Genomic DNA, 12,813 nt, shown 5'->3' with positions numbered 1-12,813 from the left:
AAAAGCCACAGGGAATCTATGGGTAGACTCCCTGTGGCTTTTAGGCATAGTTCAATGGGTTTGCAGCCTGATTGAGAAAAAGGCCGGCAGTCAACTATTGATGCTAATAGAACCAGACCGGCGTTGTTCTGCCTGCTGATGTTTTAAGGCGACCTGCCAGGCGGTGATTGCCAGCATTAGGCCCAGAAAAACGGCTGTCAGATCAACTCCAGCAGTCATCCAGTCCTTGCGGGCGATGGCCGGCAACAATCCGACCTTGGTGGTAAGGGCGTTAACAACAGGCAGTCCAATACAAAGCCCGGCGGCAATACCCAGTTGCTCGGCCCAGGCCCGCAGCGGCGGGCGCAGCAAGGCATGGAACAGCATGAGCAGCCATAGGCCGAAAAACACAGTAATCTCGGCGTCGGCCCGGCCGCTGAGCGTGGGCGGCAGCAGCCGGTTGGCCCACAAATAAGCGCCGCAGGCGATGATAATGCCGGTAACTGCCGTTGTGTTCAACGCTTCAATGGCCCTGTACATCATTTGCGCCGCCGTACTGCTCCGGGCATAGCGGTTGCGGCGTTTGACGGTAAAAAAGATCAGGCCGGCGGCAATCATTGCACAACTGATCAGGCCGGCAGCAAAATACAGCCAGGCTACGGGATACCCGCCGAACCTGGCGATGTGCAGGCCAACCAGTGTCCGATAAAATTTTACATATTTATTCCAGGTCGTCTGGCTGCCAAGCAATTCGCCGGTAACCCCGTCGAAAGCAGCCCGGCCGCTCATGGCGACAATGGTGTCGTCAACCGTCCGGAAAAAAGTGACAACCGCCTGCCGGTCACCGGGATTACTGACCCGGACGAAGGAAATCTTGCCTTTTCCCAGTTCCGCCTCGGCCTGTGGCAGGAGCCGGGAAAGCGGCACTAATTCAGCCGGAAGACTGGCGCCGGGCCGTTCATAGTTATTGGCCGCTACGGCTGCGGGACCTTTCCAGGCACTGCCGTACAACACGTGGGGAATGGCAGGCTGCACCATAAATAAAGTAACCGTCAGCCCGGTATAGGTAATGAGAACGACGAAAGGCAGGGTGAGCACACCGGTCAGTGTATGCGCGCTCAGCCAGTTTTTTCGCCAGCGCAGCCGGAAAAAATCTGTAAAGACCTGCAGCCGGATGGCAATGCCTGATACCAGTGCGGCCAGCATAACGACCGAGGCGAAGCTGACCAGCCATAAACCGCTTTTGCCGCTGTGCAGCTGAAAGTGAAAATGGGCCAGGAAGTGACCGCCTTCGGTCTCGGGCGATTTGATGAGTGTTCCGGTTTGCGGGTCAACCTGTTTTTCTAGGGTTGCCAGGCCTTTTTTCCAGATGATCTCCAGGCCGGGCGAGCGTTCCTGCGGCATGGAGATCATCCAGAGATCGGCCTTGGGCGCGAGTTGACGGAGCTTTTTATCGGCTGAGGCGATTGCCTGGGCCGGCTCAGTCTGGGCAGGCCTGACGGCAGGCTGCATCCAGTGGGTGATTTCCGGGGCGAATACCGCCAGGGTACCGGTGAAAAAAATGGCGAAGAGCAGCCAGCCGAACACTAAGCCGCCCCAGGTATGCAGCTCGCTCATCGCCTGTTTGAAAGTTCGGGTGAATGTAGACTGATTCATGAATTTCTCCTCTAGTTTGTCCAGGCGGCAACCAGCGCCAGCAGTCCGCACAGCAGGATAATATTCAGCAAATTCCGCCAGGCGCGCTGAGCGGTGGGGGCGGCGAACACCCAAAGCAGCGCGGCCGTATAGATGAGAGGGGGGAAAAAGGCGGTAAAAAACAATATGTCGACTTTGGGCCAGGGCAGCAGCAGCGCCAGGGCCGTCAGAACGCTGGCATTGAGCGCATAGCCGCCGAAAACGGCGGCCAGAATGCGCAAAACGGTTTGGGTTACCGGGTCGGTGCCGGCCAGCAGTTCGTGCAGCCGGCGGACGGAATTACCGATGGTAATATTCATTACTGCTACCCCGCTTACAACTGCATTGTCGCCGACAGCTTAAAGGTGCGGGGGCCGCCCAGGGTGACCATGCCGTTGCTGAAGGACCCGCTCCAGTAATTTTTGTCAAATACGTTTTCTACAGTGGCCCGGAAGGTGACCGGCGTTTTATCAATCACGGTTTTGTAGCGCGCCCCGACATCATAGCGTATCCAACTGGGTATTTCCATGGTGTTGGCCGAATCGATATATTGTGAACTGGTAAAAACGGCCCGTGTGCTTAACGTTAAATCAGGATTCCAGGGAGTGTCCCATTCTACCCCCAGATTGATCTGATATTTGGGAACGCCGTAAGGGGTCTTACCGTCATACAGGCCATTTTCTGATTTTGTATGTTCACCACGGACATAGGCAACACCGCCCAGCAAGCGCACCTTATCATTAAGTGCACCGAACGTACTTAATTCAATGCCGCGGCTGCGCTGTTCCCCGTCATCACTCACAATAAAGTCAGTTCCTTGGGGAATGTTAATCAAACTTGGTTTTTCAATCTGGTAAAAGCTGAGGGTATTGGCAAAATTTCCGCGATCCCATTTTACGCCAAATTCGTATTGTTTGCTTTTATACGGCTTGAAGACTTCCCCGTAGTTTAACGCATTGGTATCTGTTACTTCTGAACCGGCAGTCAGACCTTCAATATAATTGGCATACAATGATACGGGAGCATCCCAGGGCTTGACAATCAGCGCCGCTACCGGTGTGGTTGCGCTTTCATCATATTTAGCGGTCAAGAGGCCGGTTGTGGCATTCCAGGATTTGATATGCACGTTTTGGTGACGGGCGCCCACAGTGAGCTGCACCTTATCCTGAAGAAAGGACAGGGTATCGGTCAGGGCAATACTGGAAAGTTCGGTTTCTTTCGTTTTAGGTGGTGCGCCGGGATCATCCGCCCAAACCGGTGTAACCGGGTTATAAATATTGGAGCTGGTTGTATTCCGCTTGAAATGGGTGCCGTATTCAATATCCAGCGCATTGGCGCTTAGTACCAGCTGATGTTGGACAGTACCTGTCTGAATTTTACTCCGTACGCCTATTTCGGAGGAGATGATATCACTATATCCCCGCTGAAACGGCGGCTGTACAGTGACGTTGCCTTGGGCGTCAAGCCTAAGGCCGTGATTGCCTGTAAGATTGCCGGCAAAGCTGTATTTTTGTTTGCCGATACCGGCATAGACCGACAGGTTGTCGTTAAAATCATATTCGTTCTTAAATAGAAGGCCTTCGTTTTCAATTTCCCCCCAGATTCCACGCATCAAATTTGTTTTGGGATCAGGCGCGCTTACAACGCCGGCGGCAAAGCTATAGGAGGAGGGCTGTCCGTTTTCATATCTTTCTTTGCTCTTGTAGGCATCCAGTGAGGCCCGCCAGCGCTCCCCCCGGTAATCCAGGCCCAAGGAAGCCAGCGTTTGTTTTTTTGATGCATCGTCCAACCCCGTATCGCCGTCACGATAAACGCCGTTGAAACGTACGCCAAATTCGTTATTTTGGCCAAACCGGCGGCCAATATCGATATGCCCGCCTAACTGGGAGTCGGAGGTATAATCGGTCGTTAACTGTGTCAAGGGTTCATCCCCGGCCCGTTTTGGCACCAGGTTGACAGAACCGCCCACCCCGCCATCGGGAGACATACCGTTTAACAGGGCGCTGGGACCTTTGAGCACTTCAACCCGTTCCACAAACTCCAGCGGTGTATGGCTTTGCGGCGCCATGCCGTACAGGCCGTTGAAAGATACTTCTTCCGCAGTAATTACGAAACCGCGGATTTTGAAGTTCTCCCGTATGTGACCATCGGGGGTTTCATAGCGGACAGACGGATCATTGCGCAACACATCATACAATGTGCGGGCATGCCAGTCTTCAATGGTCTGAGCGGTAAAACTGGTTAGATTAAACGGCGTGTCCATGAAATCCTTGTTGCCCAGTATACCCAGGTTGCCGCCGCGGGCTACCTGACCGCCGGCGTAGGGGGGCGGGAGGGTTTCGCGGCTGGCAGTAACTTCGATTCCATCCAGGGTAAATACACGCGGACCGGCGGCAGCCGCACTCTGGGCGGTTTGTTCAGCCGGGACAGGATCCGGCGCCTCTTCGGCATAGGTTACCGGGACCTGCCAAAAGAGGCTGCTGCCGATCAGGGCGTAGAGCAGGCTCTTTCTGGTGCGAGAGGTTTTTTTCTTCATTCTTTTTGACTCCTTTGCATACGTCTTAGGCTGGTGCTTTTTTGGTGGTAAGTAATTATAATTGCAGGCAATGTAAATGAGGATCAATCTCAGTGCTTATCCAATAGGATAGCAAGAGCTGGAGCCGGAGTAAATGGATATATTTCCAAATGTTCCTGGACTATTTCCCAACCGCAAAGATTATCCGGATGTCAGCGCACCGGCGGCAGTAGCGGGCAGGCACCGGGAGCTCCTTGCTAAACCTGGTCCGGAACCGGCGATTCATTGGCGGCTGGCCAATAAAAAGTCCTTGCTAAACACACTGAATTATAATAAAATTTATGCCAATAAGAAGGTTGTATTAGTCAGCAGCATCAATAGGGGGAGGTGTTTCACTGCCAGGCCGAATTTAGTATTTTTTCCTGATTTTTTTTAAGGAGGATGACTAGGATGAGAAGATTGCTTAAGGTGGGGTGTCTGGTCCTTGTATTGATAGGTATTGCCGGTTTCATTGCAGGGTGCGGAGATAATGCCGGCAAGGATATTAAAATTGGCATGATCTATGAACTTACAGGTAACACCGCAACCTACGGCACCTCGGCTGCCAGCGGCGCCAAGCTGGCCTTTAAAGAAATAAATGCCAGTGGCGGGGTGCTGGGAAAGCAGATTCAAATTGTCAGTGCTGACAATAAAGGGGAGCCCTCTGAATCGGCCAATGCGATGACGAAAGTAATCACTCAGGACAGGGTAGTTGCCGTAACCGGGTTTACTGTCAGTTCCTGCGGTATTGCCGGCTCAACGGTTTCGGAAGACAATAAGATCCCATTTGTAGCTGCTGCTACCGTTAACCCTAAGGTTACTGTCGACGAAAAAACCGGCCAAGTAAAGAAGTATACCTTCCGTGCCTGTTTTATAGATTCTTTCCAAGGAACCGTGGGGGCTAATTTTGCCTTACAGAATTTCAACGCGAAAAATGCGGCGATTATGATTGATAATTCCAGTGACTATAGCAAAGGCCTGGCCCGTGTATTCAAAACTGCCTTTACGCAGGGAAGCGGTCAAATTGTTGCCGAAGAGGCCTATCTCCAAAAAGACCAGGACTTTAAGTCGGTGCTGACCAAGATTAAGGCGCAAAATCCGGATTTATTATACATTCCCGGGTATTATGAAGATGTGGGCAAGATTGTAAAACAAGCCCGGGAATTAGGCATTACTATACCTGTTCTTGGCGGCGACGCCTGGGATTCTCCCCGCCTTGTTGAGATCGGCGGCGCCAGCGCGTTAAATAATACATACTTTACGAATTTTTATTCAGTAGAAGATAAAAATCCCGCTTCTAATGCCTTTGTTGAGGCTTACAAGCAGGAATATGGTCAAATGCCGGATTCTATGGCGGCAATGGGCTATGATGCTGCCTATTTGCTGATTGACGGTATTAAACGGGCCAATAGCACGGATGCCGCGAAGATTAGCGAGGCCCTGGCCGCAACCCGGAATTTCAGGAGTGTAAGCGGTGACATGGATCTAAACGATACCCATGATGCGGTCAGAGGGGTGGTTATTATCGAAATGAAAGAAGGCAAGCAGGTTTATAAAGAGACAATAAGGCCGTAAAGCAATAAAGGTCCGCAGACGCTTATTGTCTGCGGACCTTTATTGCTTTACGGGTTTGTTTTCCGGCTGCAGCCGGGAAGCGGAAGGTTTTTAGCGGTGTTTTTGCATCTGTGACTATTGACATAGAGTATACTCTAAGGTGTATGATAAAATGCAGGCATGGTTATTGTGCTTCCGGCCTGGCTTAACATGCTTAGCTGAATACTGCGGGAGGTTGACTTATGGGATATGCAATTAAGGAGGTAGCCGCAAAGCTTAATCTGACCGCCTATACTCTTCGCTATTATGAAAAGGCGGGTTTACTGCCGTTTGTTAAACGCGATCATAGCGGCAACAGGGTATTTGACGACAATGACCTGGAATGGGTTCTGTTGATCCGCTGCCTGCGGGATACAGGCATGTCTGTCGGCGAGATCAAATGCTATGTGGACCTTTGTGTAGCGGGCGAGAGTACTATGGAAACCCGCAGGCAAATGATAGTACGCCATAAACTGGCTGTGGAACAAAGGATTGAACAGATGAATGGCTGCCTGGCAAAGATTAATAAAAAACTGGGCTGTTACGAAAAGCTGGCGGCAGGAGCCGGCGGCGATGTTTGCAATCCAGCTCATAAAGGCTGATTTTTACTTCTATTATTAGAGGAGGCTGTGACATGGAGAAATCAAAGGTTTATTTCACGAATTTGCGGGCAACTGCCAAACTGAATCTGCTGCAGAAGCTGGAGCGGCTGGTAAAGCAGGCGGGGATTGAACAGATTGATTTTAAAGGTAAATTTGCCGCCATTAAAATTCATTTTGGTGAGCCGGGCAACCTTGCTTACCTCAGGCCCAATTACGCTAAAGTGATTGCTGATCTGATAAAAGATTTAGGCGGCAAGGTATTTCTTACCGACTGCAATACGTTATATGTTGGCAGGCGGAAAGATGCCCTTGAGCATTTGGATGCCGCCTATGAGAATGGCTATAACCCATTCACCACAGGCTGCCAGATTATTATCGGCGACGGTCTGAAAGGCACAGATGAGGCTTATGTGCCGGTACCCTGTGGCCAGTATATAAAAGAAGCCAAAATTGGGCGGGCGGTCATGGATGCCGATATAGTAATCAGCCTGACCCACTTTAAAGGGCATGAGCTTACCGGGTTTGGCGGCGCGCTGAAAAACATCGGTATGGGCTGCGGCTCGCGGGCAGGGAAAATGGAGATGCACAGTGACGGGAAACCGGCTGTACGGACTAAGGTGTGTGTAGGGTGCGGGGCCTGTGCAAAAAACTGTGCTCATAAGGCCATAACCGTCGCCGGCGGCAAGGCGGCAATTGACCATACACAGTGTGTCGGCTGTGGCCGCTGTATCGGGGTTTGCCCCTTTAACGCCATTGTTGCGGCCTGGGATGAGTCTAATGATGTTCTTAATAAAAAAATTGCTGAATATACCTGGGCTGTATTGAACGGCAGGCCGCATTTCCATATCAGCATGGTGATAGATGTAGCTCCTTTTTGTGACTGCCATGCAGAAAATGACCTGCCGATTATACCGGATATCGGCATGTTTGCCTCCTTTGATCCGGTGGCGCTGGATATGGCCTGTGCCGATATGTCAAACCAGGCCCCAATGATTGGCGGCAGCTATTTGGCGGAGCAGCTAAAAAACAAGAATTCAAAAGCCGTTGCCCATGATCATTTTAAAGCTACCCATCCGGAAACAGACTGGCAGGTGTGTGTTGATTATGCTGAGCAGATCGGGCTCGGGCGAAAGGCCTACGAGCTTATTGAAGTTTAATCGTTACTATTATATTAGTAACCCTGGTTTTAAGGCCGGTTCTTGCCGGTAGTTTTACAAATAGGAATCCATAGACTTTGGTCTATGGATTTTTATTTTTCCCTTTGCTGGCAGGCTGGGGATCGTTGCCGTAACTGAAAAAAATTCAGGCTGCCGGACGGATTATGTGTCAGAAAGGATACTGCATAAATATATTACAATAAAGGAGGTCGTTAACATTGATAAGTTCCAATGAACTCCAGATACTGGGATATCTCGCCGGTATACTGATTGGGGCCAATATTCTGGCGATGGCATTATTTGTTCTTTTTGCCAAACTGCCGGACGGACATTTACGCGAGTTGATTCGCGGTGTTATATTTCAACTTGATAAGTTTGCTGACACCATGGCCAATAGTGAAAAACGGGCAGCCGCCATCGGGCAGGTCAATGCAATTCTGGGGTGGCGGGGGATTTTGGTGCCGACAGCACTGATCGGCTGGGTAATTGATACCGAGGTCGCCGCTATCCGGGAGATGCAAAAAAAAGCCGGCACGCCCGATTTACATGAGGACCAGGAGCAGCAGGCGGAAAACAGTGAGCGGCAGGACGAAAGGCTTATGCAGCAAGTGACTTTGGCGGAGATCAAACAAATGGCCCTTAAGGCTAAAGCGGCCCTGCAGCAGGCTGCCCAGGGGTATGGCTGGCCGGTCAAGGTATATTTGCATTGGACGGCGGGACACTATGACCAGTTTTTTAGTGATTACCATTTTAATATTGGTAAAGATGGCTCTGTGTTTGTAAGCACCAACGATTTAAGTGAGAAAAAGAGCCATACGTATTTTCGCAATACCGGTGCAATCGGTATTGCAGCCGCTTGTGCTTACAACGCCTATTCCAGTTATGATCTAGGCCCGGAGCCGCCGACTGCGCTGCAGGTTGAGGCCATGGCCCAGTTGATCGCGGTGTTAAGCAATGCCCTTAGCATACCGATTGATATACAGCATTTTATGACTCATGCAGAGGCTGCCGACAATATGGATGGGTGTAACCCCGGCTACGCGGAAAACGGATATCCGCAAGGGAAATACGGTCCGCAAAATAGTGTGGAACGCTGGGACCTGTGGGTGTTGAAAGCAGGGGACAAACCGGGGAGCGGCGGCAATATCCTGAGAGGGAAAGGCATCTGGTATCAGCAAAACGGTGTTGGCTGAAGCTAGTATTCTGACACTAGGCCGTTATTCAGTCAGACCCCGGCCTAAATCAGTTTTTTGCTTAACTAGGTATTATAATCAGTGTTCCATCGCTAAAACATAGCTGTTAGTACCGCCGGGCATTCAACAGCCTGGCGGGGTTTTTTAACCAAAAGCTAAACGGCTGGTTCATCAACCGGCCGTTTAGCTTTTTGCAAGTTTTGTCTGCCCATATTAAAGGAAATGGCTTACCCATGGAGAAACTCAACTCAATAGGAACGATAGCTACCCCTAACTGCAGAAATAGCAAAGGAAGATGTCTGTGTTAATAACAGTTAAGCATGCAATTCTCCATATCCTGGATTTTAGTTCTGGCATTACTGTCTTTTCCGAGCAGGAACTGGACCTAAAAAGCAGTAGTGTGACCACATTTTTATCAAAACATGTTGAAAAATCTTTTACTGACCCCAATGCCAAGGCCGGCACTTTTCAGCCTGACAGCAATTTTAAACAGCAATTGGCAGCGTATATTGAGGGCCGGGCAGACTTTACCGATTTTTCCGTATATATAGCGGATTTAATGTATACAGCCATTGCTCAGTCCGAGGAAGCAGATTCTACCGACCTGATTATTTGTGACTGTGAGATAGACAGTAATCGCGTTATTGCGCTTTTAAAGTGTAATAACAGGATTGGCTTCATTCATCAGGTTACGCAGCAGGAGGAGAAAATTAGGAACGAAATTATTAACCATTATGCAATATTGCCCGGCCTGACGCAGAAGCTGGATGAGTATGCGCTGATCGAGGCAGACTCGCTGGCGATTCGATTTATTGATAAAAAGCGCAATAGCAATGGGGAAGACTGCTATATTTTTGCTGAGCGTATTCTGCAATGCAGTTCGCTTATCTCGGCCAAAGAGACCATTAAATTAGTCAGTGCAATTACCAGAATGGTGGCCGAGAACCATGGCCAAAGCAGTGTTGAGGCTGTATCTAGAACAAAAAATTTTATTGTCGAAAACACTGAGATATCCGAGTATCTTAATCCGGTCGAGTTGGGCAAAGAAGTATTTCGCTCTTCACCCTTAATGCAGGCGGAATACATTAAAGAGGTAAAAAGCGCCGGTATCCCCGAAACGGTAAAGCTGGACCGAACCCTGGCCCTGCAGAAGGGAAAGAATCATAAAATTAAAACCGATACCGGGATTGAGATCACCTTTCCTGCAGACTATTTTCAAAACAAGGAGTTTATTGAGTTTATCAATCACGCGGATGGCACACTGTCGATTGCCTTAAAAAACATTGGCAGTATTATTAATAAATAATACGGTTGCGGTAAAGGAGCGTTGAAGACAATCATCACGATAACCGCTATTGAACTGGCTGATTTAGAACAATTTGCCTTGTTGGGGGAGGAACTTTTTGGCGCTGAAACCAACCGGGCGAAATTAGCAAGGGTGTTTGCCAAGATTCAGGCTGATGCCAGCTATATTTTCATTGGTGCCAAAGATGAGCAGCAAAGATTGCTTGGTTCGGCTATGGGGATTGTCTGCAGCGACACAGTCGGCGAATGCCGGCCTTTTATGGTACTAGAAAATATGATTGTCAGCCCGCAGAGCCGGCGGCAGGGAGTAGGAAAAAAACTCATGGAATATCTGGAAGCATGGGCCCGCGAGCAAAACTGCTATTGTATCATGCTGTTGTCTCATGTCCGCCGTCAAGAGGCTCATAGCTTTTATGAAGCTATGGGCTATCCAAAAGATATTGTCCAAGGGTTTAAAAAATATTTATAGTTTATGCCGAACTTTGCAAATCACAACGGCAGGTTTTTGTCTGTGGTTTGTGGTTTGTTGCCGGCAAAACAGATACCCGGTAACCGTAATCGCCCAAGTATGGCAGCGGCGAACATTTTGTAGTATAATAAGCATGGAAATAATTGTAATGAACAGCGGGAAACTACAACAATGTTATGGGGGAATTATTATGGGGACAAGGTACAAGATCGATAACTCTAAAATTAATTTTACCTTAACTGTTGAGGGCATGACGTGTGAACAAGCTAAAAAGGCTGTAGAAGCAAAAATTATTACCTTGTACGGTGTGGATTCAGCAGTGGCTGATCTGGCAAACCAAACACTACAAGTGGCCTTTGATCCGAACTGCATTACTTTGCGGGATATAATGGCTGCAATTAGTGAAGAAGGTTATACGGTTGATTTGTGGCCCGGCTAAGTGACCGGTTGCGCCAAGGTTTTTGTATTAGCAGAAATCTTGGTGCTTTTTATTATGTATAGCCGGAATAAGTTATTTGGCGCCGGCAGTATTTTTTAGTAACTCTAGTGTTATTTTAATGAATTCACGCAGCGCGGGTGATAGCCATTTTTCCTTATGGTACAGTAATTGGGCTCTAATCGCAAAAGCCGGTCCCTGCCAGGGTAACGCGAGTAAGCGGTTAGCAGCCATCTCCTGTCTGACAGTGGCATAGGGTAAAAAGCCGATGCCCCAGCCGTCGGCAACAAACTGCTTGATAACCTCGTTGCTGCTCACCCCTAATACCGACGCCGGTTTTGCTCCCGCTTGCGTCAATATGCTTTCAAACAAGCGGCGGTAACTACACCCGGGCTCTGTCAGGATGAGCGCCTGTTCATTCATGTGCTCCGGCAGAATTTGCTGCATTTTGGCTAAAGGATGATTGGGAGCCGCAATAACCGCCATAGGCACATCAAACAGAACATGGTTAACAAGATCGCTTTCGGTACAGGTTATGTCAGGCAGGAATGCCAGGTCAATTGTGTTTTTACGCAGATGTGTCCGATAGTCGCAACAAATATCAAACCGAATAGTAAGCTCTACCTTGGGATACAGTGAGCGGAATGAGTGGAAAACCTCGGATAATCGGTACGTACAAAGAGATTCTGCTGTGCCAATTGTCAGTGAGCCGCGAGGGGTCAGTGAATTGGAAATCAGGTCTTTGGCTTCGTCGGCCAGTTTGAGGATTTGATCGGCATAGGTATATAAATACTCGCCATCCGGGGTCAGTTTTATTTGTTTTCCCAATCTCTCAAATAACTTTGTGCCTAAATCCTGCTCAAGTGCCTGGATTTGATTGGTGATCGTTGACTGGGCATAGCCGAGGTCTTTGGCCGCCTTAGTAAAACTTAATAATTTAGCTGTTGTAACAAAAGTTTTTAACTCGCGCAGCTCCATCTCATATTCCACCCATCAGATTTTATGAAACAGCTTATCGGTATTATCAATTTTACCTATTGATAACTCTATGATAATATAATTTTTAATAACGGTCTACACAAAGCTGCTAAAGCTTTGGTAATACCCAAATAAGCTTGAGCCGGAGGGCAAAGACAATGCTAAGAACAATGACAGCCGAACAAGTCAAGGGACGAGTCCGGGAGTTGGGCGCCGATTTATGCCAGATAGCCTCTGTAGAACGCTTTGCCGATGCGCCTGCCGGTTTTCACCCGAACGATATTATTAAAGATTGCCAGAGTGTGATTGTTGTGGCCGGGCAATTCCCGGTAAGTACGCTGTTAAGCTCATCGCCGGCTGCGTATACCTTTGTCCGTAATAAACTGGCAGATAAAATTGACGCAATTACAGTTCAGGTTGCTGCCGAGCTGGAGGAACTAGGCGGCTGCGCGGTTCCTGTTCCATCAGCCGATCCATATGATTACTGGGATGATGACCGCCAGCACGGGCAAGGGATATTGTCGTTAAAACATGCGGCAGTGCGGGCCGGTTTAGGTAGAATAGGGAAAAACACGCTCCTGATTAATGCCCAGTTTGGCAATATGCTGTGGCTGGGGGCAATTATATCCGACCTGGAGCTGGAACCTGATGCCCTGGCCAATTACCAAACCTGCCTCCCTAATTGCAGAATCTGCTTAGAGGCTTGCCCGGCGAAAGCGCTGGACGGCGTTACTATTGAGCAAAACAAGTGCCGCAGTACTGCAGCCAAATATACTGCAGGCGGCGGTGCCGTGTATGCCTGTAACCTCTGCCGGAAAGTCTGTCCGCTCCATAGCGGCATTAAGGATTATTCTTAGTTGACCGGCCGGTACT

12 protein-coding genes are annotated in these 12,813 nt (G+C 49.2%); 8 read left to right on the top strand and 4 right to left on the bottom strand.

Translation table 11 applies throughout. From position 1 onward, the window contains the following. Positions 1-90: 90 nt before the first annotated feature. The 3 genes from ACZ481_RS25525 to ACZ481_RS25515 are packed head-to-tail and all read right to left on the bottom strand — an operon-like array spanning position 91 to position 4,189. Entirely contained in the window at positions 91-1,635 is a 1,545-nt protein-coding gene (locus tag ACZ481_RS25525; RefSeq protein WP_464768145.1) for a PepSY-associated TM helix domain-containing protein, read from the bottom strand. Between the two features lie 11 nt (positions 1,636-1,646). After that, on the bottom strand, positions 1,647-1,973 hold the full coding sequence (locus ACZ481_RS25520; RefSeq protein ID WP_464768144.1) for a hypothetical protein: 327 nt from the start codon (positions 1,971-1,973) through the stop codon (positions 1,647-1,649). Between the two features lie 14 nt (positions 1,974-1,987). Then, the gene (locus ACZ481_RS25515; protein WP_464768143.1) at positions 1,988-4,189 is read right to left on the bottom strand and encodes a TonB-dependent receptor; all 2,202 of its coding nucleotides are present in this window, start codon (positions 4,187-4,189) and stop codon (positions 1,988-1,990) included. A 429-nt stretch (positions 4,190-4,618) separates the two neighbouring features. Between ACZ481_RS25515 and ACZ481_RS25510 the strand changes: the two genes are divergently transcribed. The 7 genes from ACZ481_RS25510 (at position 4,619) to ACZ481_RS25480 (ending at position 10,965) form a co-directional block, all read left to right on the top strand. Then, on the top strand, positions 4,619-5,782 hold the full coding sequence (locus ACZ481_RS25510; protein WP_464768142.1) for an ABC transporter substrate-binding protein: 1,164 nt from the start codon (positions 4,619-4,621) through the stop codon (positions 5,780-5,782). 221 nt (positions 5,783-6,003) lie between these two features. Next, entirely contained in the window at positions 6,004-6,402 is a 399-nt protein-coding gene (locus tag ACZ481_RS25505; protein ID WP_464768141.1) for a MerR family transcriptional regulator, read from the top strand. 32 nt (positions 6,403-6,434) lie between these two features. Further along, the gene (locus ACZ481_RS25500) at positions 6,435-7,559 is read left to right on the top strand and encodes a DUF362 domain-containing protein (RefSeq protein ID WP_464768140.1); all 1,125 of its coding nucleotides are present in this window, start codon (positions 6,435-6,437) and stop codon (positions 7,557-7,559) included. A gap of 218 nt (positions 7,560-7,777) precedes the next feature. Continuing rightward, the gene (locus ACZ481_RS25495; RefSeq protein WP_464768139.1) at positions 7,778-8,752 is read left to right on the top strand and encodes an N-acetylmuramoyl-L-alanine amidase; all 975 of its coding nucleotides are present in this window, start codon (positions 7,778-7,780) and stop codon (positions 8,750-8,752) included. A 301-nt stretch (positions 8,753-9,053) separates the two neighbouring features. Further along, the gene (locus tag ACZ481_RS25490; RefSeq protein ID WP_464768138.1) at positions 9,054-10,058 is read left to right on the top strand and encodes a nucleoid-associated protein; all 1,005 of its coding nucleotides are present in this window, start codon (positions 9,054-9,056) and stop codon (positions 10,056-10,058) included. Between the two features lie 21 nt (positions 10,059-10,079). Further along, complete coding sequence (locus ACZ481_RS25485) at positions 10,080-10,526, top strand: GNAT family N-acetyltransferase (RefSeq protein WP_464768137.1); 447 nt, start codon at positions 10,080-10,082, stop codon at positions 10,524-10,526. A gap of 133 nt (positions 10,527-10,659) precedes the next feature. Beyond that, entirely contained in the window at positions 10,660-10,965 is a 306-nt protein-coding gene (locus tag ACZ481_RS25480; RefSeq protein ID WP_464768136.1) for a cation transporter, read from the top strand. Positions 10,966-11,037: 72 nt separating this feature from the next. On the opposite strand, the gene ACZ481_RS25475 is transcribed toward ACZ481_RS25480, so the two are convergent. Then, entirely contained in the window at positions 11,038-11,940 is a 903-nt protein-coding gene (locus tag ACZ481_RS25475; protein ID WP_464768135.1) for a LysR family transcriptional regulator, read from the bottom strand. Positions 11,941-12,098: 158 nt separating this feature from the next. Between ACZ481_RS25475 and ACZ481_RS25470 the strand changes: the two genes are divergently transcribed. Continuing rightward, the gene (locus ACZ481_RS25470; RefSeq protein WP_464768134.1) at positions 12,099-12,797 is read left to right on the top strand and encodes a 4Fe-4S binding protein; all 699 of its coding nucleotides are present in this window, start codon (positions 12,099-12,101) and stop codon (positions 12,795-12,797) included. Positions 12,798-12,813: the final 16 nt, after the last annotated feature.

The organism is Sporomusa intestinalis, from assembly GCF_055383785.1.
This window is presented reverse-complemented; position numbering and strand designations above follow the sequence as displayed.

What these genes read in the sequence shown, in the direction of transcription:
- ACZ481_RS25525 (WP_464768145.1), bottom strand. Translation starts at nt 1,635, where the DNA reads ATGAATCAGTCTACATTCACCCGAACTTTCAAACAGGCGATGAGCGAG.
- ACZ481_RS25520 (WP_464768144.1), bottom strand. Translation starts at nt 1,973, where the DNA reads ATGAATATTACCATCGGTAATTCCGTCCGCCGGCTGCACGAACTGCTG.
- ACZ481_RS25515 (WP_464768143.1), bottom strand. Translation starts at nt 4,189, where the DNA reads ATGAAGAAAAAAACCTCTCGCACCAGAAAGAGCCTGCTCTACGCCCTG.
- ACZ481_RS25510 (WP_464768142.1), top strand. Translation starts at nt 4,619, where the DNA reads ATGAGAAGATTGCTTAAGGTGGGGTGTCTGGTCCTTGTATTGATAGGT.
- ACZ481_RS25505 (WP_464768141.1), top strand. Translation starts at nt 6,004, where the DNA reads ATGGGATATGCAATTAAGGAGGTAGCCGCAAAGCTTAATCTGACCGCC.
- ACZ481_RS25500 (WP_464768140.1), top strand. Translation starts at nt 6,435, where the DNA reads ATGGAGAAATCAAAGGTTTATTTCACGAATTTGCGGGCAACTGCCAAA.
- ACZ481_RS25480 (WP_464768136.1), top strand. Translation starts at nt 10,660, where the DNA reads ATGGAAATAATTGTAATGAACAGCGGGAAACTACAACAATGTTATGGG.
- ACZ481_RS25475 (WP_464768135.1), bottom strand. Translation starts at nt 11,940, where the DNA reads ATGGAGCTGCGCGAGTTAAAAACTTTTGTTACAACAGCTAAATTATTA.
- ACZ481_RS25470 (WP_464768134.1), top strand. Translation starts at nt 12,099, where the DNA reads ATGCTAAGAACAATGACAGCCGAACAAGTCAAGGGACGAGTCCGGGAG.